The following is a 19,257-nucleotide window of genomic DNA, read 5'->3' on the forward strand; positions in this document are numbered from 1 at the left end:
CTCAGGCGGGGCCGGGTGCCGCCGGGATGGCGGCCCGGATCCGGTCGAAGGTCGCCACCGGGTGCCCACCCACGGTGGCCGGTAGGACCAGGCCCAGACAGTGCAGCGCGACCTCACCGGCGGCGTCGGCCTGCACGCCGAACACCGGTGCGCCGACGTAGCCCGGCGGCAGCTCCGTGGTGATCCGGACGGCGTCGCCGGACCGCACCACCTGCTCGATCGCCACCTCCAGCGGCCGGGACCCGTCCTCGCGGACCCCGTTGGCGAGCACGAACGCGGACCCCGGCTCCGCGCCGATCCGGGCTACCACGTCGGCGCCGGCCGCGACGCTCTCGGCCACCTGCTGGGTCCGCCACCGCCAGCCGGCCCGCCGGGCGTCCTCGTGCAGGCCGGCGGTGGGCAGGATCGCGACGCCGAGTTCGGTCCGGTGCAGCCAGGACTCCGGCGCCGGCACGACGTCGCCGGCCGCCCCCGCGGGCTCGGTCAGGCTCGCCCGCAGGCCAAGCTCGCCCAGCGGCGCGTCGGTGAGCGCGTCGGCGGTCAACAGGTACTCCCCCGCGGAGTCGCGGAAGAAGAACGCGGTGCCGGCGGTCGCCGGGACCTGGCCGATCCCGCGAAACGGCAGGATGGCGCGGCCGACGAGCTGGCACAGCTCGTAAGCGACCTCGTTCTCGACATCCGGGTCAAGCAGCACCAGGCCGAGGGTACGGATCGGAGGCGCCGTGGGGGGCGGCGGGCCGGAATCCGGGTGCCACCGGCCGGCAGCACGTGCGACGCTGATCGGCGGCGTGGCCTCCCGGGCACCCGTTCCACCGCTCGCGCCGGGGGCGGCGGTACCCTTCTGGCGCGACGACCACAGCATGCGCCCGTAGCTCAGCGGATAGAGCAGGGGACTTCTAATCCCAAGGCCGCAGGTTCGAATCCTGCCGGGCGCACCACCACCACCGCAGCTCACTGGCACCCGATCCCGCTTCTTGGCTGTGACAGTTCTAGGCCTCTGCCGACTGGTGCCTTGCCGCTCGCCTCCACAGGTGGGCCTCAGCCAACAACTGCGTCATCACTTCTTCCTTCGCGGCGCCGTACTGGGCCCGGCTGTGCGGCTGCAACTCGGCCGCACGTTTCTTTGCCGCCTCGTAGCGTCGGGCAGCGTCGGGGTTGGCCGCGAGGTAGGCGCGGAAGACTCGGTTCGCTTCTGGTACCAGCGACGTGACGCCGAAGACGTGTAGGTGGTGGCTTCGCTTCCCGGCGGTGTCCTTCGCGAAGAACAAGTGATCATCGTCCTCCGGGAAGGCCATCGGACGATAGACGTATCCCAGCAGCTCAAGTGGCCGGAGGTCGGCGACGACCGCCTCAACCTCAGGCACTACCGCCAGGATGTCAATGATGGGCTTGGCCGCTAATCCGGGGATGCTGGTGGACCCAAAGTGCTCGACGCTCAGCGCCGCAGGCAGCGCCTCCGACAACAGCCGTTGTTCGACCGTGAAGCGCACCGACCAGGCCGGGTCGTAAGGCACCACCTCGACTACGGGCGCATCGTCCTTCACGTCGGCCACCGTAGCGGCTCGATACAGCCATCCGTACGGCCAAGACCGCCCGCTGATGCCGACGCTCGCCGGCAGCGACGGACGGGCTGCGCGTGACCGGACGTACGCGATCTTCTTCCAGTCCCACGGGCCGCAGGTTCGAATCCTGCCGGGCGCACAGCACTTCCTTTCACCGCGATGCTTCGCTACGCGAGCCTGCGCCGCTCCACCGCTAACCGTGGTGAGTCTCCGGCCGGGTGATGCCGAACGGGTTGTCGATGATGTACCGCCAGCGGCCGTCGGGGCCGCGGCGGGCGACATCGGTGGCGGTGCCTTCAATGTGCACGGGTCGGCCGTCGCGATCGGTGCCGTCAATGGTCCAGTCGACGATGAGCAGGGCGATGTCGTCGGCGACGTAGACATGGCGGGGCCGCACCTCGATCGGGAGCCCGAGATCGAGGAAGCGCTGATTGGCCGCAATCCGGGCGGCACCGGTGACGGGCTGGCCGGGGACGGTGACGAGTAGGCCGCCGGGCTCGTAGACCTGCTCGACCGCCGCGATGTCCCCGGAGTTGAAGGCGCGGGCGAACACCGACGGGTGCTGGGCAGCGTTGTCGCTGAGCGGGACACTCGTGGAGTGGGTGTTGAGGTCGTGAGACATGTCGACAGTCAAGGTGCTGCTCGCGAAGGTAACCAAACGGTGAGCGGCGGCTGGGACCGTGACCTGGTGCCGGACCAGCGAGGCGCGGCCCGCCGGCCGGAGCCCGACTGCCCCGTCGAGGTCGCCCTGGCCGCGGTGAGCGGCAGGTGGGCCACCCTGGTGCTGCGGGAATTGATGCACGGCCCCCGATCGTTCGGTGATCTTCAGGCAGCGCTGCCCGACCTGAGCGCCAAGGTGCTCAGCGAGCGGCTCGCCGCGCTGACCCGACAGGGTCTGGTCGAGCGCGAGCGCTCCCGCACCTTCCCGCCGAGTACCTGCTACCGCCTCACCCGCGCCGGTACGGAGCTGCGCCCACTGCTGGTCGAGCTCTACCGGACCGGGGACGCGCTCTTGCGCGAGCGGGCGTGACGGTGGGTGGCTCGCTCAGGGCGCAATCGAGCCCGAGGAGCCGAGCGAGGCGGTCGGGCGGTACGTCGCGATGATCACGCCAGTCGTCGTCGGCACGGCCTCGACCAGCTCCAAGGTGCCGTACGCGTCCTCCCCCTCGGCGAACAGCTTCCGGCCGGTACCCAGCACGAGCGGGTGGATCGACAGCGTGTAGACGTCGACGAGGCCCGCTCTGGCCAGTGACCGCACCAGCTCCCCGCTGCCGAGCACGACCAGGTCGCCCTCGACGTCCCGCTTGAGCGCGGCCACGGCCTGCGTCACGTCGCCCGTCAGCAGGGAGGAGTTCCGCCACGGCAGCGGCTCGGCCAAGGTGCGCGAGGCGACGTACTTGTGCTTGCGGTTGAGCACCTCGGTGTACGGATTGCCGTCGGTCTGCTTCGACCAGAAGCCGTGGAACTGCTCGTAGGTACGGCGGCCGAACAGCATCACGCCGTCGTCGCTCATGCCCTTGCCCATCGTCTTGGCCATCACGTGGTCGGCGTACGGGTGTGCCCATCCGCCGTGCCGGAAGCCTCCCCACGTATCCTCGTCGGCTCCGCCCGGTGCCTGCATCACCCCGTCGAGCGTCACGTTCTCAACGACAACCAGCTCGCCCATCGCGGTCTCCTCGCGTGCGGGGCCAGCCCATCGCCGGCCCGTCACCAGCTACACGACCGACCCGCCGCCGGATCGACGGCGCGCGGGAAATTTCCCGGGCGGCAGCCCAGGCGCATGCCTCACGTGCGCGTGGTTTCACGCACGTCAGCCGGGCTGGTTAGTCCGGGGTGACGCCGTGGGCGCGGAGGATCTGGCGCACCCGCTCGCGGGTGTAGCCGGTAACTCGCACGATGTCGATCTGGCGCATGCCGTCCCGGGCAGCCTCCACAATGGCGGCAGCCAGCTGATCCCGGGCCTCGGTGACCTTCTCCCGATCCTGGGCTGCGCGCTCAGCGGAGGCGGCGGCGGTCGCCTGCGCCATGCGAAACACGTGCACGGCATCCGCTAGTCGGTTGGCCACATGCCAGATGATCTCACCAGCCAAGCAAGGCATCGCATGCGCGATCTAAGCTTGGCCAAGCGATGTGTGCTTTACATAGCATTGATTGGCCAAATATGATCTGATAGATTGGCCCATTAGGAGGACGGCCCTCGGGCAGCGACGCAACCGCTGACCGAGGGCCTTGATCGCCTGACCAGGAGGCGACCCGTGCGAACCCTACCCACCCTGCCCGCCTGCGAAGAACCCGCGACCGTCCGCATCGAGCTGTACAGCGCCGATTCCCTGGACGCCTGCGCGTACACCTGCGTCGCGCACGCGGTCCACGCCACCGCCGCCATCGCGCGGGTCGGTCTGGAGGCCCATCCGGTCGGCATGGCACCGGACGTGGCGCGGCCCTGCGGCCACGTGCACGTCTTTCCGACCGGCAACCTGGCCGACACCCCGCCCGCCGTGGAGCACCCGCGCTGATGCGACCGGGACGACTGCCAGCGCCGGGCCAGCACCGCTCCCTCGCTCACCAAGTGGACACCAACCAGCGCATCGCCGACGTGCCGAGCCGCCGCCGGGCCAGCAGGCACCAGCCTGGCTCGGCCCTCCAGGCCCTTACGATGACGTACGCCGGTATTGATCTTCACCACGGGAGCGCTGTGACTGATCCTGACGGCTCGACGCAAGCCGGAACCCGCCGATGGGCGCAGCTGGCGTTGGCGCGGCTGCGCGAGGAGGCTGCCGCGGAAACGCCCATCCCGCTGCGCCGCTACCCCTTGCCGGAGTCGTGGCGGGTCTCGCTGTACTTCCGGGACGAGTCACTGCGCCCCACCGGCAGCCTCAAACACCGCCTGGTCCGGCGGCTGATGGAAGACGCGGTCGTCCGGGGCGACATCCGGCAGGGCACCACTGTCGTGGCGGCGAGCGCCGGTAACGCCGCGATCGCCACCGCCTACTTCGCCCAACTGATCGGCGTACCGTTCATCGCCGTCGTGCCGGGCAGGGCGTCGCCGGCGAAACGGGAACGGATCGAGCGGTACGGCGGACGCTGCCATGCGTTTGATCCGCCCGCCGCCATCTACGACGAGGCCGTCCGGCTCGCCGCCGAGGTCGACGGCCACTACCTCGACCATCTCGCCTCGGCGGCGCAGGCGGAGGACTGGCGCGGCGCGGACAGCGTCGGGGCGGCCCTGTTGGCGCAGGTCGGCACGCAGGAGGGCCAGGCACCCGCGTGGGTGGTCGTGGGCGCCGGCACCGGATCGACCAGCGCCACGGTGGGACGACACATCCGTTACCACGGCCATCCCACCCGGCTGGCGCTGGTGGACCCGGAGAACTCGGCGTACTGGCCCAGTTGGGTCACCGGCTACGACGGCTACGGCACCGGAATGCCGTCCCGGATCGAGGGCATCGGCCGACCCCGGGTGGAGCCGGCGTTCCTGCCCGAGGTCGTCGACCTGGCGATGCCCGTACCGGATGCGGCGACTCTCGCCGCCATGCGCCACCTGGCGGCGACCACCGGCTGGTCGGCGGGCCCCTCCACGGGCAGCAACTTCTGGGGCGCTCTGCGCATCGCCCACCGGATGCGGCAGGGCGGCGAGTCAGGCAGCATCGCCACGCTGATCTGCGACGGCGCCGACGCCTACCGCGGCACCTACTACGACGACGGCTGGATCCGGCAGAGGTGGCTCGATCCGACCCCGTACGCCGAGACGATCGACCGCTTCCTCACCGACGGCCGGTGGACCGAGCCCTCCTGACCGCGCCTCGGCAGGTGCGCGGGTCTGCCACGCTCCGCGCACCTGCCGAAGACCGTACGGCGAGGCCGAGCGCGGTCGTCAGGCGCCGTCGAGGACCTCGCGCAGCTTGGCGGCGAACGCCTCGGGTTGGCCGGCGTAGCCGAACTCGCCGCCGAGGAAGCCCCCGTGGTGGCTGGGGAACACGACCGCCCGCTGGCCGAGCAGTTCGGCGGTGGCCACCGCGGTGCGTCCGGTGAGGACGTCCCCGGTCTCCTCGCCGATGGCGATCAGGACGCGGGTCGGCGCCGCGGCCAACGCGGCCAGGTCGGGACGGTAGCTGCTGACCGCCCAGGACCGGTCCGACAGGAGCGGATCGTCCCGGGAGCCGTCGTCCTCGCTCGGCATCCCGAACTGGCCCGGGTCGGGCGCGGGCTGGGCGAAGTAGTCGGCGGTGAACTCGCCCTGCCAGGCCGTCATGGCGAGGAAGGCCGCCATGCCGGCGTTCGACCCCTTGGCCTCGTACACGTCGCGAACACCGTCGCGGGCGCGCACGGCGGCCTCGGCATCGGGCAGCAGCGAGATCAGTGGTGGCTCGTGGGCCACCAGGGTGGTCACATCGTGGGGATACGCAGCAACCAGCGCCAGCGCGGTCACCGCGCCGCCGCTGCTGGCGAACAACTCGACCGGTCCGGCTCCCAGCGCCTCGATGACGGCGTGCACGTCGGTGGCCTGGACCGTGGGGTCGTGGTCGTCCCGGCCGTCCTTGCGGCGGCTGCGGCCGAGCCCGCGCGGGTCGTAGGTGACCACTGTGCGGTCGGGAAAGTACGACGCCAGGGTGGCGAAGCCGCCGGCCTCCATCGGCTGGCCGATCATGAACAGCGGTGGACGTCCGTCGGCCGGCGGCAGTGGGCCGCGCACGTCGTAGACGATGTCGACCTCGGCGGTCTCCAGTGTGTGCGTGTTCGTCATGACGGTGTTGACCCCTCCCGTGGTGAAAACTCATCGGCTCCGACTGTCAGTGCCACGACCAGTTGGCCACCAGCCCGGCGCAGCAGGCGATCGGCGCCAGGATCAGCAGCACGGCCAGGGCCAGGTTCGCCCCAACTGGAGCCCGTCGCTCAGCCCGTCGTCCTGCCGCACCCCCCGAGTATGCCGGCCGGCCGCGCGGAACGCCGGCAACCCTCACGACGACGCCGCACGCGGACCGCAATCGCGGCGGGGCGCGGCGAGACAAACCGGGTGACGGGCCGGCGCGGATGCGTCCACCATCGACGAATGCCGGAGCATCGACCCCCCGAGCCGGACATCGTGCGCTACTACACGGACGTCTTCGTCGAGGCGGACCGGCTGTCCCGCGCACCGCACGGGCGGCTGGAGGCGCTGCGTACCCGCGACCTGCTGGCCCGGCTGCTGCCACCGGCGCCCGCGACGGTGCTCGACGTCGGCGGCGGCCCGGGCGCCTACGCCGGCTGGCTGGCCGACGCCGGGCATCAGGTGCACGTGGTCGACCTCGTTCCGGCGCACGCGGCGGCGGCCCGCGACGTGCGTCCGGCGGTGACCGTGACGGTCGGCGACGCACGGCGGCTACCGCTGGCCGGCCGGTGCGCCGACGCGACCCTGCTGCTCGGGCCGCTCTACCACCTCACCGAACGCGCCGACCGGGTGGCCGCGCTGGGTGAGGCGCTGCGGGTGAATCATCGGTCCGCACCGGTTCGATGCACCGGACGACGACGTCGCCCCGGTGCTCGACCGGCGCCACGAGCTGGTGCCCGATCCGGGCGAGCGGGTGCTGTGGCGGCACCGGCTGCACGCCGCCGGCTACCTGCTCGGCCCGACCGAGGCGTGGCAGCGGTGGGCGCTGCCGGTGCCGGTGGCGGTGACCGTCACCGACCGGCGGATCGCGTACGCGGGCGGCGGGTGGCAGCTCGCCGTTGTCGGCGGGGTGCGGGACACCACCCGGCACCGCCGCCGGGTCCGGATGCCGGGTCTGATCGGTGGTCAGATCCGCTGGCAGTGGCCGTCCCGGCTGGAGCTGGTGCCGGCCGGGCCGGACCGGCCGGCCCAGCTGCTGGTGGTCTGCGGCGCACTGCGCACCATCTGGCAGCCGGCGCTCGCCCTGGCCGGCCCGGCCGACGAGGTCACCGAACTGGCCCGGCAGGTACGCCGGTCGGTGGCGACCTTCCGGCTGACCCGGCCGCAGCTGGTCGACCTCTCCCCGGCCGAGCGGGACGTGCTGCGGCTGCGCGCCGGGGGCGGGCCGCTAACCGGCGACGGGCGGATCACGCTGCCTGGGTCGCTGCCGGTGGTGTTCCGCTCCCGGGACGACTACTACCATCCGGAAGGCTCGGGCTCCGGTTCGCGCGGGACCGCAGCCGGCGCAGCATGCGGGCGTCGGTGAACCCGACCGTGCGGGCCGCCGCCTCCACCGTGCTGCCGTGCCCGATCAGGTGCTCGGCACGCTCCACCCGCAGCAGCTGCTGGTAGCCGAGCGGGGTCAGGCCGGTGGCCTGGCGGAACAGTCGGGTGAGGGTGCGCTCGGCGACCCCGCCGGCAGCGGCCAGCTCGGCCAGCGGCAGCGGCTCGGCGAACCGGGAGTCGATCAGGTCCTGCACCCGGTGCACCGCGTCGGACAGGTGCGACCGGTACCGCATCATGGCGCTGGCCTGCTGCTCGTGGCCGTTGCGGCGGGCGTAGACGACCAGCGTCCGGGCGATCCGGGCGGCCGCCGACGGGCCGTGCCGGGTGGCCACCAGGTGCAGCGCCACGTCGATGCCGCTGGCGATGCCGGCCGAGGTGACCACCCGGTTGTCGACCACGTAGAGCACGTCCCGGACCACCCGGGCCGCCGGGAACCGCCGGTCCAGGTCGTCCTGCACGTCGTGGTGGGTGGTGCAGCGCCGGCCATCGAGCAGGCCGGCCCGGCCCAGGGCGTACGCGCCCGCGCAGACGCTGGCCACCGTCCCGCCCCGGGCGTGGTGCTCGGCCAGCCGCCGCAGGTCGTCCGGGCCGACCGGCCCCTGCGGGCCGTGCGCGCTGGTCCGCCACCCGGGCACGACCACCAGGTCGTCGCGGGTCAGCTCGGGCCAGTCCGGCCCGGCCACCAGCGGTACGCCCTGCACGGTCGGGACCTGCGGCCGGTCGGCGACGTAGTGCAGCCGGTAGTCGTACCCGAGGTCGGCGGCGGTGGAGAAGACCTGGGCCGGCCCGGCGAGGTCCAGCAGGTGCACCTGCGGGACCAGCAGGAAGACGACCCGGGCCACGGCTCAGCCCCGGGCGCCGGCCGGGACCGCGCCGGTCACCTCGGCCACCGTCCGGACGGTGGCGAACCGGCCGGCCAGCGCGTACTCGGTGCGCGCGATCATCTCGTCGGTGGAGAGGGTACGCGGGTCGGCCAGGATCTCGGCCAGGGTGGCGGTCTCCGGCAGGTCCCGGTGCGGGGTCGGGAAGGTCACCGTGGCGTCGGTCACGAAGGTCATCTCGTAGCCGAGGTCGCAGCCGACCCGGGTGGTGGTCTCCACGCACTGCTCGGTGCGGATCCCGCAGACAGTGACCTCGCGGATGCCGGCCAGGGTCAGCACCTGCTGCAGGTTGGTGGTGGTGAACGCGTTGTGCGAGGTCTTCACCAGGGTCGGCTCCCCCGCCGCCGGTGCCAGCCCGTCGAGCAGCCGGACGTGCCCGTTCGCCGGGTCGAAGACGCCGCCGGTGCCGGGTTCGGCGTGCAGGACCCAGACCACCAGGTCGCCCCGCTCCCGCGCCGCGGCGACCAGCCGGTCGACCGCGTCGACGATGTCGGGGTTCGAGGCGTACGCCCAGATCGGGCGCTGCCGGAAGGACTCCTGGACGTCGATGACGACGAGTGCTGCTCTGCTCATGACCTGAATCCTGGCTGGCCGGGGGCCGGGGCGGCAGACACCATCCTGCCCCGCTGCGGAACGATCCGGCCACCGCCACCGCCACCGCTCCCGCGATCTTGCACGTTCCGCCCCTTCCTCGCGGCTTTTGCCGCGTTTGCCAGGGCACAAAGTGCAAGATCGCGGGGAGGCCGGGTCAGGTCGCGGAGGTGCGGCGGTCCCCGCGGTCGAGGGCGGCGGCCTCCTCCGGGGTGGGGGCGGTGCCGCCGAGGTGGGCGGGGAGCCACCAGCGGTCGTCCGGGCCGGCCGGTGCCTCCGGGTACTCCCGCTGGGCCCGGTCGACCAGCGCGTCCAGCCGCTTCTTCAGGTCGGCGGTCATCGCGTTCGGGTCCGGGTAGCCGGCCGGGTCCATCGGCTCCCCGACCAGGATGGTGATGGGGGTGTGCCGGCGGGTGAGGGTGCGCGGCCGGCCCTTGGTCCACAGCCGCTGGGTGCCCCAGAGCGCCACCGGCAGCACCGGCACGCCGGCCTCCTGGGCCATCCGGGTGGCGCCGCTCTTGAGCTCCTTGACCGTGAACGAGCGGCTGATCGTGGCCTCCGGGAAGACGCCGACCACCTCGCCCCGGCGCAGCGCGCTGACCGCGGTCGCGTACGACCCGGCGCCCGCCCGGCGGTCCACCGGGATGTGCCGCATGCCGCGCATCAGCGGGCCGGACACCTTGTGGGTGAACACGGACTGCTTGGCCATGAAGCGGACCAGCCGCTTCGCGGGGTGCGCGCCCAGGCCGCAGAAGATGAAGTCCAGGTAGCTGACGTGGTTGCTGGCCAGCACCGCCCCGCCGGTACGCGGGACATGGTGGGCGCCCTCGACGGTGATCTTCAGGTCGAGGACCCGGAACATCGTCTTGGCGGCGGCGATCACGGGCGGGTACACGAGTTCCGGCATCCGCAGAAGGTACCCCGCCGAGCTGTGGGTCACGCCAGGGCCGATCGACCCGTCGACCCTTCTGCCCTCGGCGTACCGGACTGGGCGGTCCGGCCGGGCGGGGCCAGGATGGCGGGATGACCGAACGCGGGGTACTGCTCTGGATACACGGCGGCGGCTGGCGGGCCCGCTCGACCGAGGACGGCGCGGCGCTGGCCCGGTACGGGCTGCGGGTGGTGCCGGCGACCTACCGGCTGGTGGACCAGGCGCACTGGCCGGCCCAGCTCGACGACGTACGCGCGGCGGCGCGGGCGGCGCGCGCGGCGGCCGGGGATCGTCCGCTGCTGGTGGCGGGCGACTCGGCGGGCGGCACGCTGGCCCTGCACCTGGCGCTGCGCGGGGTGGACCGGCCGGACGACGTGACCGCCGCACTGGCCTACTGGCCGGCCGTCGACCCGCTGGCCACGGACTGGCGGCGGCTGGGCCGCGCCGACGACCCGTGGGCCGGCCTGCTCGGCCACCCGCCCACCGCCGGCGATCCGGCCACCGTGGACGCGACCGTGACCACGCACGCCGGCAACCGGGTGCCGGTGCTGCTGGTGCACGGCGTCGCCGACCGCTCGGTGCCGGTCAGCCAGTCGGTGGACCTGGCGGCGGCGCTGCTGGCCGCCGGGCACCCGGTGCACGCCTGGATCACCCACGGCGGGCACGCGCTCGCGCTGCACCGCCCGGACCTGGCCGCGGTGACCGGGGCGTTCCTGGACACCGTCCTGCCACCGGCCTGAGCCGGCGCGCGCCGCCCGGGCAGGGCGGCGCGCGGTGTGCGGACGGCCGGTGGGACGCGGCGCACCCCGGGCGGGTCACCGCCCACCGTCAGCGGTGGCGTCTCCGCCGCCGGCCGACCGAGCCGCATCCGCCGGCGGACCAGCGCTCCGGTCAGTCGGGCTCCTCGATCTCCAGCCGGCCCCGGGCGAACGCGTCCACCCGGCCCCACCGGCCCGGGATGTCCAGCACCTCGATGCGGCCCATCCCGACCGGCAGCCGCGGCTCCACCGCGAGGTGCCCCTCGTGCGGTTCCAGGCCGAGCATGGTGCGCAGCAGCAGCATCGGGGTACCGGTCGACCACGCCTGCGGGCTGCACGCCGTCGGGTACTCGACCGGGAACTTGGTCAGGTCGCGCGGGTACCCGCCGAACGCCTCCGGCAGCCGGCCCTGGAAGTAGGTCGCCGCGTCCAGGATGCCGCTGGCGATGATCGCCGACTCCTCCGCGAAGCCGTACCGGCGCAGGCCCCAGGCGATGAAGGAGTTGTCGAACGGCCAGATGGTGCCGTTGTGGTAGCCGATCGGGTTGTAGCGGACCTCGCCCTCGGCCAGCGTCCGCACCCCCCAGCCGGAGAAGAGCCGGGGACCGACCAGATGCTGCGCGATCTTCTCGGCCCGCTCGTGGTCGACGATGCCGCTCCACAGCAGGTGCCCGATGTTGGAACTGAGCACGTCGCACTGCCGGCCGTCCGGGTCGAGGGCGAGCGCGTAGAACTCGCCGTCCTCCACCCAGAAGTCCCGGTTGAACCGCTCCTTCAGCTGCGCCGCCTCGCGCTCCAACTTGTCCGCGTACTCCGGGTCGGCCCAGAACTCGCGGGCCAGCCGCGCGGCGCGCATCTTCGCGTCGTACGCGTACCCCTGCACCTCACAGGTGGCCCGGGGAAACGGCGGCAGCGTGCCGTCGCGGTAGGAGACCGAGTCCCAGGAGTCCTTCCAGCACTGGTTCTCCAGGCCGGTGTCGGTGTTGCGCCGCTCGTACCAGATGTAGCCGTTGCCGACCAGGTCGGCGTAGTCGTCGACCCACTTCAACGCCGCCCGCGACTCCTGCTCCAGCTCCTTGACCAGCGCGCCGTCCCCGGTCCACTTCTCGTACTCGTCGAGCAGCACCACGAACAGCGGGGTGGCGTCCACCGAGCCGTAGTACGGCGTGTGCGGCTGCTCCTCGAAGGCGGCCGTCTCGCCGTAGCGCATCTCGTGCAGGATCCGGCCCGGGTCCTCGTCCCGGAAGTCGTCGAACCGGGTGCCCTGCAACGCGGCCAGGATCCGCAGCGTGGTCTGGGACAGCTGCGGCGTGAAGGGGAGCGTCTGCAGGCAGGTCAGGATGCTGTCCCGGCCGAACATGGTCATGAACCAGGGCAGGCCGGCCGCCGGCAGGGTCGCCCCGCCGAGCGAGATCGGCGAGAAGCGCAGCGCGGCCAGGTCGATCAGGCTCCGCCGGTAGGTGCTGCCCAGCTCCTCGTGCTGGGTGTTCACCTTGGGCGCTCTGCGCAGCCACTCCTCCAGGTCGTGCTGGAGGGCGAGCCGCTCGGTGCCGTGTGCCCGCAACCCCATCCGCAGGTCCCGGCCGCCCGGCCCGACCGCGATGGTCTGTACGTCGATCCGGGCGTCCCACTGCTGGTTGGGTTCGAGGTGGACGGTGTACGCGAAGCCCTGCCGGTCGTAGCGGGCCGGCGCGGACGAGGAGATCACCGTCTCCCGCCGGAAGTTGCCCCGCCGGTAGCCGATCCGCAGCCGATCCGCCTCGGGCTCGGCGTAGAGCTCCCCCTTCTTGTTCAGGATCTCGTCCTTGACCTGGAACAGGTCGGCGAAGTCGGCGCCCGCCTCCATCCGGATCTCCAGGTCGACCGGCTTCTCGTCGTGGTTGAGGATGGTCAACTGCTCGCGGAAGCTGCCGCCGACCGCGCGTTCCCGGATCACCGAGAGCTTGGCGTCGATGTAGTGCGTCGCCATCCCCGGCACCAGGAAGAAGCGGGCCTCGTAGTACTGGAGGTCGTCGTAGGAGAGAGCGTTGAGCCGCTCCCCGTTGACGGTCAGCACCCAGGTGGACAGGAAGCGCATGTCCAGGGAGAAGAGTCCGGTCGGCTCGGTCGGCGTCGCCTCGATGTCGCCGGTGTCCTCGGAGACCACGAAGGTGTTGCCGTCCAGGATCCGGACGGTGCTGCTCTGGCTCATCGCTGCGTCCCCCTCTCGAAGCGCCGGCGCGGCCCACGGCTGTCCGGCGGGCCCGGGAAGAGCCGTTCCACCTGCACCACCAGCCGGGCGTCACCGGTCACCGTCATGTCCCCACGGAACAGCGCCGCGATCCCGTTCTCCCGCCCGGCGGCCAGGTCCTCGAACAGGTCCGGCGTGGTCCCGACGACGGTGTCCGCCTCGGCGTCCTCCTGGCTCACCTCGACCCGGCCCCGGTCCATCCGCAGCAGCCAGTGCGTGGTCTGCGCCCCCTCGTGCAGATCGAAACGCAGGGTCCCCTTGGTCTTCGCCAGCACGGGTTCGAACCCCCGCCGGTCGAGATCCTCGAAGAACCTCGTGGTCGCGTCCACCATCGGGTCCTCTCCTCCCCGTCGGTCGGTCCCGGCTCCCCGCCGGGCGGGTGGGGCGGCGTGCCACGTACGTCCCACCGTCCGGCGTTCGGCCTCGGTGGACCGGGTCCCCGGCCGGCGCGGCGTCAACCTCGCCCGGATCGGGTGAGCCCGCGCCGGGCTGTCGCAGCCGGGCAGTAGCCTCCGGGAGAGCGGCCAGGTCGGGCAGCTCGGCGCGCCGGTGCAGGTGCGGTGCCCCGCGCATCGACCAGACCAGGCTGGCCGAGGTGCGGGCGGCCGGGCGGCAGGCCGGGCTGCCGGCCGACCGGCTGGACGCGCTGCGCGCCGCCCGGCCGGCGCCGGGAGTCCGGCTGCTGCCGCCCGGTGACCCGTTCCTGCAGGGTCGGGACCGCGACGTGCTGGTGCCGGAGAAGCCCCACCAGAAGCAGCTCTGGCGGATCATCGGCAATCCCGGCGCGCTGCTGGTCGACGGTGAGGTGGCCGGTGTCTGGCGGGCGAAGATGGCGGGCCGGGGCGCACTGGAGGTGACCGTCACCCCGTTCGACGGCCGCCCGCTGCCGGCCCGCGTCCGCCGCGAGCTGGACGCCGAGGCCGCCGTCGTGGCCGCCGCGGCGCCACCGACGGGCGGGTGGGCGTCGGGCCGGCCTGACGGCCCGCACGTCGCGGCGGCGCAGCGACGCATCCGGGCGCCGGGGCGCGGCTCATTCGGGGACCGCACCGGCGGAACGCCGCAAAAGCCGGCCCCCCGCACCGGGGAGCCGGCCTACCGCGGCGGACAGGTCAGTTGTTCGGGTCGTCGGCGCTGATGTCGGCAAGCACCGACTGGGGCTCCCGCTCGACCGCGAGGTCGCCCATGGACACCAGCCCGACCAGGCGCCCGTCGTCGACGACCGGCAACCGGCGGACGGCGTAGGTCCGCATCAAATCTGCGGCGGCCACCGCGTCGTCGTACTGGCTCACCGTGATCACGTCCTTGCTGGTGATCCGGTTGAGCGTGGTGGTGTTAGGGTCCAGGCTCTCCGCCACGGCCCGGACCGTGATGTCCCGGTCCGTGACGATGCCGACCACGTTGTCGCCGTCGGTCACCACGACGTCGCCGATGGCGCTGTCGCGCATCTCCTGCGCCGCCGCGGTGAGCGTGTCGTTGCCGTCCATCGTCACCAACCGGGTCGTCATGAACTCTCCGACCGTTGTCATGGTGCTCCCCTCTCGGTTCGGCACCGGCGGTCTACCCGCCGCCCCGCCGGGGTAACGCCCCCACCGCGCGGGCGGACGGTCCGGGCCGGATCAGCCGCGGGGCGGGGCGCCGTACACGCGCTCGACGTGCAGCCGCAGCACCAGCCGGCGTTCGGCGACCATCGCCCGCCGGTAGTCGTCCCAGTCCGGGTGCTCGCCCTGGATCGACCGGTACAGCCCGACCAGTTCCTCGACGGTCGCGTCGGCCGGGTCCGCGGCCACCGGGGTCAGCTCGGCCCGCGCGTCCGCCACCGCGTACGCCCAGCCGTCGTCGCTGCCGACGTGGAAGCTGGCTCGCGGGTCCCGGCGGAGATTGGCCGTCTTCGCCCGGTCGTCGGTCACCGACACCCGGATCAGGCCGCGGTCCCGGTCGAAGGCGTAGACCACTGTGGACAGCTGCGGCCGGCCGTCCCGGCGGATGGTGGCCAGCACCCCCATCCACCGCCCGGCGATCAGGTCGGTCAGTGCTTCCCGGGTACGGTCGTCCGGCACCGCATCCTCCTCGTCGAGTCGGGGTCGGGTCGTCATGTCAACCCCACACGGGGTCGGGTCAGCGCAACTCGGCGGCCACCAGCTCGGCGATCTGCACGGCGTTGAGCGCCGCGCCCTTGCGCAGGTTGTCGTTGGAGCAGAACAGGGCAAGACCGTGCTCGACGGTCTCGTCGGCCCGGATCCGCCCGACGTAGGTCGGGTCCTGCCCGGCCGCCTGCAACGGGGTGGGCACGTCGTTCAGCGCCACGCCGGGCGCGTCGGCCAGCAGCTCGCGGGCCCGCTGCGGGGTGATCGGCCGGGCGAACCGGGCGTTGACCTGGAGCGAGTGGCCGGTGAAGACGGGCACCCGGACGCAGGTGCCGGAGACCTTGAGCCCGGGGATCTCCAGGATCTTGCGGCTCTCGTTGCGCAGCTTCTGCTCCTCGTCGGTCTCCTCCGATCCGTCGTCGACGATGGAGCCGGCCAGCGGGAGCACGTTGAACGCGATCGGCTGGGCGAAGGAGCGCGGGGCCGGGAACTCGACGGCGGCGCCGTCGAAGGTGAGGCCGCTGGCGTGCTCGGCGACCTTGCGGACCTGCTCGTCCAGCTCGGCCACGCCGGCCAGGCCGGCGCCGGAGACCGCCTGGTAGGTCGAGACGACCAGGCTGACCAGCTCCGCCTCCTCGTGCAGCGGGCGCAGCACCGGCATCGCGGCCATCGTGGTGCAGTTCGGGTTGGCGATGATGCCCTTCGGGCGTACGGCGGCGGCGTGCGGGTTCACCTCGGCGACGACCAGCGGCACCTCCGGGTCCATCCGGAACGCGGAGGAGTTGTCGATCACGACCGCGCCGGCGGCGGCGACCCGGGGGGCGAGCTCCTTGGCAGTGCCCTTACCAGCGGAGAAGAGCACGATGTCCAGACCGGCGTAGTCGGCGGTGGCCGCGTCCTCCACGGTGATCTCGCCGTCTCGCCAGGGCAGCGCACGCCCGGCCGACCGGGCCGAGGCGAACAACCGCACCTGCTCCGCCGGGAACTCCCGCTCGCCCAGCACCTGCCGCATCACGCCACCGACCTGGCCGGTGGCCCCCACAATGCCGATCCTCATGCCCGCGAGGCTACCCAGCCCCGACCCCGGACCGGGAACGCTTTCCCACCGCCCGGGCGGACGCCACACCGGGCCCGGGCGGCGCCGCAGGCAGGCCGGGGCGGTCCGCGGACCGCAACCACCCCGCCCGTACGCGCCCACCCCCGGAAGATTCGCGGCTGATCGCCACCTTCCACCGCAACATCGTCACCGGCCCCCACGTCCGGTGCCCCGCCAACCCACCCAGCCGACCAGCGACCCACATCACAACCCAACAAGCAGAGACGCAATCCACACCGCGCACCCGCCGTGACGGACAGGCGGGCAGGCAGGCGGCCAGGGTCAGGGCGCCGTGGACACCACCTCGCCGAGACCGGTGGCCACCAGCTCGTCGCGGATCACCGCCGCGTCCCCCTCCACGACCAGGGTGAGCGACTCCGGACGCAGGTGTGCCGCCGCCGCGGCGGAGACCTGGTCGACGTCGGCGGCGAGCAGCGACTCCCGCAGCCGGGCGTGGTAGTCGTCCGGCAGGTCGTGCACCACCAGCGTGGTCAGCGCGGAGGCGATCGCCCGCGGGCTCTGCAGCTCGACCGAGAGCTGGCCGGCCCGCCAGGAGCGGGCCACCGCCAGCTCGTCCTCGGTCACCCCGCCGGCCTGGGTACGGGTGATCTCGCCGACCGCCTCGACCAGCGCCGGCGCGGTCACCGCGGTCTGCACCCCGGAGCTGACCGCGAACCGGCCGAACCGGCGGGACGAGGCGAAGTCGCCCCGGATGCCGTACGTGTAGCCGCGCACCTCGCGGATCAGGTGGTTGAGGCGGGAGGTGAACGCCCCGCCGACCACCGTGCCGGCGAGCGTCATCGGCACGTGGTCGGGGTGGGCGCGGTGCGGCGACGGGTGCCCCAGCCGCAGCGTGGACTGCACCGAGCCGGGCCGGTCCACCAGGATGATCCGCCGGCCTTCCCGGAAGCGCACCTCGATCGGTCCGCCCCGGTCGACCGGGCCGCCACCAGCGCCGGCGAACGCGGTCGCGCCGAGCGCGTCCAGGTCGAGCCGGTCGAGGTCGCCCGCCACGATCAGCGTGCCGGGCCGGATGAACCACTCGGAGTGGAATACCGTGACGTCCTCCGGGTCGATCGCGGCTACCGAGTTCGGGTCGCCGTACATCGGACGGCCCCAGCGGTTCTCGGCGCCGAACAGGTCGGCGCGCAGCGCCGCGTCGGCCCGCGGGCCCGGGTTGGCCCAGTCCATCCGCAGCGCGGTCGCCTCGTCGTCGCGGACCCGGCGCACGTCAATCGGGTCGAGCCGGGGCGTCCGCACCGCCTCGGCGAGCAGTTCCACGGCGGCGCCCAGCCGGTCCACCGGCACCTGCACGCTGACCTGGAACGAGTCCCAGTCCAGCCCGGTCACCAGCTCGGTGCCGAGGGCCTCGATCGCCAGCGCGTACGCCGTCGCGTCGCGCTGCGCGGTGCCCTCCTCCAGGGCCTTGGCCAGCACCCCGGCGAGCCCCTCGTTGCCGACCGGTTCGCGTGCCGCGCCGGCGTCGAGCAGCAGCAGGGCGACGGCGAGATTCTGCCCGGGCAGGTGCGCGGCGACGACCTGACCGCCGGCCACGGCGCGACGGACCACCGGCGGGAACCGGTACGGGCGGGCGGCGCCCGGGCCGGGACGGTGGGCGATCAGCGTCATGACGTCTCCTCGGGCAGGTAGGTCAGGGTCACCCGGTCGGCGGCGCCGAGCACCTCGGCGGCGGCCTCGGCGATCTGCTCGGCGGTCACCGCGAGCCAGGCGGGCAGCCGCTCGCCGGCCTTCGCCGGGTCGTCGAACTGGGTGGCGTAGCGGCCGAGCGTGTCCGCCCGTCCGTCCACCGTGGACATCTGCCGCCACCAGGCGGTGGTCAGCAGCGCCTTGGCCCGCTCCAGCTCGGTGGCGGTGACCGGCACGGTGGCCAGTTCGTCGACCACCTCGGCCAGCCCGGCGGCCAACCGCTCGCCGGTCACGCCCGGGCGGGCGGTGGCGGTGGCGATCAGCGGCGCCGGGGCGTGCGCCAGGTCCACCCCGTACGCCCCGACCAGGTCCGGCTGCGCGATCCGCTCGCCGTCGGCGAGCCGCTGGTAGAGCCGGCTGCCCCGGCCGCTGCCGAGGACGGTGGCGAGCACGGTGAGCACGTCGTAGCCGGGGCTGCCGAAGGGGTAGGTGCGGTGCGCCACGTACACCCGGGGCGCGGGCACGTCGCCGGTGACCGTCTCGACGGCGGGCCGGCCGGTCGCCGGGACGATCCGCCCGTCCGGCGCGGGCGGGATGTCGGCCCGGGCCGGGATGGCGCCGAAGTACTTGTCGGCCAGCGCGAAGACCTCGGCGGCGGAGGCGTCGCCGACCACGGTGAGCACCGCGTTGTTCGGCGCGTAGTAGGTCTGGTGGAAGGCCTGGAAGGTGGCCAGGTCGGCGGCGTTCAGGTCGGCCATCGAACCGATCGTGGCGTGGTGGTACGGATGCCCGGGCGGGTAGAGCAGGGGTAGCAGCCGCAGCCAGGCGTCGCCGTACGGGACGTTCTCGTAGCGTTGCCGCCGCTCGTTCTTCACCACGTCGCGCTGGTTGTCCAGGGTCTCCTGGGTCAGCGCCGGCACCAGGCCGCCCATCCGGTCGGCCTCCAGCCAGAGCGCCAGCTCCAGGTGCTCGGCCGGGACCGTCTCGAAGTAGTTGGTGCGGTCCGGGTTGGTCGTGGCGTTCAGCGAACCGCCCGAACCCTGCACCAGCTTCATGTGCTCGGTCTTCGCCACGTTGACCGAACCCTCGAACATCAGGTGCTCGAAGAGGTGGGCGAAGCCGGTCTGTCCCGCCGGTTCGTGCCGGGAGCCGACGTCGTACCAGAGGTTCACCGCGACCGCGGGGGCGGTGCGGTCCTCGCTCACCACCACGCGCAGGCCGTTGTCCAGTCGGGTCGTCTCGATGGGCCAGGGGTAACCGCTGTCGGGCATGGCCCGACGCTAT

Annotated in this window: 22 protein-coding genes, 1 tRNA gene and 1 pseudogene; 8 read left to right on the forward strand and 16 right to left on the reverse strand. The window is 73.1% G+C overall.

The annotated features are described in order from the left end of the window. Position 1 precedes the first annotated feature (1 nt). A complete protein-coding gene (locus tag FHX32_RS03480; RefSeq protein ID WP_167179392.1) occupies positions 2-694 on the reverse strand; it encodes a hypothetical protein in 693 nt (230 codons plus the stop codon). A gap of 168 nt (positions 695-862) precedes the next feature. On the opposite strand from FHX32_RS03480, the gene FHX32_RS03485 reads away from it, so the two are divergent. Next, positions 863-938, forward strand: a tRNA-Arg gene (locus FHX32_RS03485). 51 nt (positions 939-989) lie between these two features. Here the strand turns inward: FHX32_RS03485 and FHX32_RS03490 are convergent. Both FHX32_RS03490 and FHX32_RS03495 read right to left on the reverse strand, forming a co-directional pair. Beyond that, a complete protein-coding gene (locus tag FHX32_RS03490) occupies positions 990-1,544 on the reverse strand; it encodes a GrpB family protein (RefSeq protein WP_167179394.1) in 555 nt (184 codons plus the stop codon). 211 nt (positions 1,545-1,755) lie between these two features. Then, complete coding sequence (locus FHX32_RS03495; protein WP_167182170.1) at positions 1,756-2,184, reverse strand: DUF4440 domain-containing protein; 429 nt, start codon at positions 2,182-2,184, stop codon at positions 1,756-1,758. Between the two features lie 66 nt (positions 2,185-2,250). Between FHX32_RS03495 and FHX32_RS03500 the strand changes: the two genes are divergently transcribed. Further along, entirely contained in the window at positions 2,251-2,592 is a 342-nt protein-coding gene (locus FHX32_RS03500) for a winged helix-turn-helix transcriptional regulator (RefSeq protein WP_233257642.1), read from the forward strand. A 15-nt stretch (positions 2,593-2,607) separates the two neighbouring features. Here FHX32_RS03500 and FHX32_RS03505 read toward each other — a convergent pair whose 3' ends face one another. Next, positions 2,608-3,228: a dihydrofolate reductase family protein gene (locus FHX32_RS03505; RefSeq protein WP_167179396.1), complete on the reverse strand. Its 621-nt coding sequence runs from the start codon at positions 3,226-3,228 to the stop codon at positions 2,608-2,610. 157 nt (positions 3,229-3,385) lie between these two features. Continuing rightward, positions 3,386-3,652 (reverse strand): hypothetical protein, encoded by a 267-nt coding sequence (locus FHX32_RS03510; protein WP_146228020.1) that lies wholly within the window; start codon positions 3,650-3,652, stop codon positions 3,386-3,388. A 165-nt stretch (positions 3,653-3,817) separates the two neighbouring features. Here FHX32_RS03510 and FHX32_RS03515 point away from each other — a divergent pair, with 165 nt between their 5' ends. Further along, positions 3,818-4,078 (forward strand): hypothetical protein, encoded by a 261-nt coding sequence (locus FHX32_RS03515; RefSeq protein ID WP_167179398.1) that lies wholly within the window; start codon positions 3,818-3,820, stop codon positions 4,076-4,078. 179 nt (positions 4,079-4,257) lie between these two features. Further along, positions 4,258-5,358 carry a pyridoxal-phosphate dependent enzyme gene (locus FHX32_RS03520; RefSeq protein ID WP_208417932.1) on the forward strand — a complete coding sequence of 367 codons (1,101 nt, stop codon included), beginning with the start codon at positions 4,258-4,260 and terminating at the stop codon, positions 5,356-5,358. Between the two features lie 78 nt (positions 5,359-5,436). Here the strand turns inward: FHX32_RS03520 and FHX32_RS03525 are convergent, their stop codons facing one another. Next, the gene (locus FHX32_RS03525; RefSeq protein WP_167179400.1) at positions 5,437-6,306 is read right to left on the reverse strand and encodes an alpha/beta fold hydrolase; all 870 of its coding nucleotides are present in this window, start codon (positions 6,304-6,306) and stop codon (positions 5,437-5,439) included. A gap of 306 nt (positions 6,307-6,612) precedes the next feature. Between FHX32_RS03525 and FHX32_RS03530 the strand changes: the two are divergent. Together FHX32_RS03530 and FHX32_RS03535 are read left to right on the forward strand one after the other, a co-directional pair. Continuing rightward, positions 6,613-6,969: pseudogene (locus tag FHX32_RS03530) on the forward strand (class I SAM-dependent methyltransferase); the annotation flags it as partial. 61 nt (positions 6,970-7,030) lie between these two features. After that, entirely contained in the window at positions 7,031-7,735 is a 705-nt protein-coding gene (locus FHX32_RS03535) for a hypothetical protein (RefSeq protein ID WP_167182176.1), read from the forward strand. Here the strand turns inward: FHX32_RS03535 and FHX32_RS03540 are convergent. From FHX32_RS03540 to FHX32_RS03550, 3 genes are all read right to left on the reverse strand, one after another. Further along, positions 7,617-8,597 carry a DJ-1/PfpI family protein gene (locus tag FHX32_RS03540; RefSeq protein WP_167179402.1) on the reverse strand — a complete coding sequence of 327 codons (981 nt, stop codon included), beginning with the start codon at positions 8,595-8,597 and terminating at the stop codon, positions 7,617-7,619. The two genes, FHX32_RS03535 and FHX32_RS03540, sit on opposite strands and share 119 nt — an antisense overlap. A 3-nt stretch (positions 8,598-8,600) precedes the next feature. Next, the gene (locus FHX32_RS03545; protein ID WP_167179404.1) at positions 8,601-9,209 is read right to left on the reverse strand and encodes an isochorismatase family protein; all 609 of its coding nucleotides are present in this window, start codon (positions 9,207-9,209) and stop codon (positions 8,601-8,603) included. A gap of 175 nt (positions 9,210-9,384) precedes the next feature. After that, on the reverse strand, positions 9,385-10,134 hold the full coding sequence (locus FHX32_RS03550) for a lysophospholipid acyltransferase family protein (RefSeq protein ID WP_167179406.1): 750 nt from the start codon (positions 10,132-10,134) through the stop codon (positions 9,385-9,387). A gap of 116 nt (positions 10,135-10,250) precedes the next feature. Between FHX32_RS03550 and FHX32_RS03555 the strand changes: the two genes are divergently transcribed. Beyond that, positions 10,251-10,898 carry an alpha/beta hydrolase gene (locus tag FHX32_RS03555; RefSeq protein ID WP_167179409.1) on the forward strand — a complete coding sequence of 216 codons (648 nt, stop codon included), beginning with the start codon at positions 10,251-10,253 and terminating at the stop codon, positions 10,896-10,898. A 151-nt stretch (positions 10,899-11,049) separates the two neighbouring features. Here FHX32_RS03555 and FHX32_RS03560 read toward each other — a convergent pair whose 3' ends face one another. Further along, complete coding sequence (locus tag FHX32_RS03560) at positions 11,050-13,107, reverse strand: amylo-alpha-1,6-glucosidase (RefSeq protein WP_167179411.1); 2,058 nt, start codon at positions 13,105-13,107, stop codon at positions 11,050-11,052. After that, on the reverse strand, positions 13,104-13,478 hold the full coding sequence (locus tag FHX32_RS03565; protein WP_167179413.1) for an SCP2 sterol-binding domain-containing protein: 375 nt from the start codon (positions 13,476-13,478) through the stop codon (positions 13,104-13,106). The genes FHX32_RS03560 and FHX32_RS03565 overlap by 4 nt, the downstream gene beginning before the upstream one ends. Before the next feature lie 263 nt (positions 13,479-13,741). On the opposite strand from FHX32_RS03565, the gene FHX32_RS03570 reads away from it, so the two are divergent. Beyond that, positions 13,742-14,281 (forward strand): DNA glycosylase AlkZ-like family protein, encoded by a 540-nt coding sequence (locus FHX32_RS03570; protein WP_486480895.1) that lies wholly within the window; start codon positions 13,742-13,744, stop codon positions 14,279-14,281. Here the strand turns inward: FHX32_RS03570 and FHX32_RS03575 are convergent. From FHX32_RS03575 to FHX32_RS03595, 5 genes are all read right to left on the reverse strand, one after another. Beyond that, on the reverse strand, positions 14,256-14,672 hold the full coding sequence (locus FHX32_RS03575) for a CBS domain-containing protein (RefSeq protein WP_167179417.1): 417 nt from the start codon (positions 14,670-14,672) through the stop codon (positions 14,256-14,258). The two genes, FHX32_RS03570 and FHX32_RS03575, sit on opposite strands and share 26 nt — an antisense overlap. A gap of 90 nt (positions 14,673-14,762) precedes the next feature. Continuing rightward, a complete protein-coding gene (locus FHX32_RS03580) occupies positions 14,763-15,239 on the reverse strand; it encodes a PPOX class F420-dependent oxidoreductase (protein ID WP_167179419.1) in 477 nt (158 codons plus the stop codon). A gap of 22 nt (positions 15,240-15,261) precedes the next feature. Beyond that, positions 15,262-16,287 (reverse strand): aspartate-semialdehyde dehydrogenase, encoded by a 1,026-nt coding sequence (locus tag FHX32_RS03585; protein ID WP_167179421.1) that lies wholly within the window; start codon positions 16,285-16,287, stop codon positions 15,262-15,264. Between the two features lie 321 nt (positions 16,288-16,608). Beyond that, on the reverse strand, positions 16,609-17,955 hold the full coding sequence (locus tag FHX32_RS03590) for a M16 family metallopeptidase (protein WP_167179423.1): 1,347 nt from the start codon (positions 17,953-17,955) through the stop codon (positions 16,609-16,611). Further along, positions 17,952-19,244 (reverse strand): M16 family metallopeptidase, encoded by a 1,293-nt coding sequence (locus FHX32_RS03595; RefSeq protein WP_167179425.1) that lies wholly within the window; start codon positions 19,242-19,244, stop codon positions 17,952-17,954. The genes FHX32_RS03590 and FHX32_RS03595 overlap by 4 nt, the downstream gene beginning before the upstream one ends. Positions 19,245-19,257: the final 13 nt, after the last annotated feature.

It is taken from the genome of Micromonospora sp. CNZ280 (assembly GCF_011759515.1).

What these genes read in the sequence shown, in the direction of transcription:
- FHX32_RS03590 (WP_167179423.1), bottom strand. Translation starts at nt 17,955, where the DNA reads ATGACGCTGATCGCCCACCGTCCCGGCCCGGGCGCCGCCCGCCCGTAC.
- FHX32_RS03525 (WP_167179400.1), bottom strand. Translation starts at nt 6,306, where the DNA reads ATGACGAACACGCACACACTGGAGACCGCCGAGGTCGACATCGTCTAC.
- FHX32_RS03555 (WP_167179409.1), top strand. Translation starts at nt 10,251, where the DNA reads ATGACCGAACGCGGGGTACTGCTCTGGATACACGGCGGCGGCTGGCGG.
- FHX32_RS03550 (WP_167179406.1), bottom strand. Translation starts at nt 10,134, where the DNA reads ATGCCGGAACTCGTGTACCCGCCCGTGATCGCCGCCGCCAAGACGATG.
- FHX32_RS03585 (WP_167179421.1), bottom strand. Translation starts at nt 16,287, where the DNA reads ATGAGGATCGGCATTGTGGGGGCCACCGGCCAGGTCGGTGGCGTGATG.
- FHX32_RS03595 (WP_167179425.1), bottom strand. Translation starts at nt 19,244, where the DNA reads ATGCCCGACAGCGGTTACCCCTGGCCCATCGAGACGACCCGACTGGAC.
- FHX32_RS03545 (WP_167179404.1), bottom strand. Translation starts at nt 9,209, where the DNA reads ATGAGCAGAGCAGCACTCGTCGTCATCGACGTCCAGGAGTCCTTCCGG.
- FHX32_RS03565 (WP_167179413.1), bottom strand. Translation starts at nt 13,478, where the DNA reads ATGGTGGACGCGACCACGAGGTTCTTCGAGGATCTCGACCGGCGGGGG.
- FHX32_RS03575 (WP_167179417.1), bottom strand. Translation starts at nt 14,672, where the DNA reads ATGACAACGGTCGGAGAGTTCATGACGACCCGGTTGGTGACGATGGAC.
- FHX32_RS03505 (WP_167179396.1), bottom strand. Translation starts at nt 3,228, where the DNA reads ATGGGCGAGCTGGTTGTCGTTGAGAACGTGACGCTCGACGGGGTGATG.
- FHX32_RS03495 (WP_167182170.1), bottom strand. Translation starts at nt 2,184, where the DNA reads ATGTCTCACGACCTCAACACCCACTCCACGAGTGTCCCGCTCAGCGAC.
- FHX32_RS03580 (WP_167179419.1), bottom strand. Translation starts at nt 15,239, where the DNA reads ATGACGACCCGACCCCGACTCGACGAGGAGGATGCGGTGCCGGACGAC.
- FHX32_RS03560 (WP_167179411.1), bottom strand. Translation starts at nt 13,107, where the DNA reads ATGAGCCAGAGCAGCACCGTCCGGATCCTGGACGGCAACACCTTCGTG.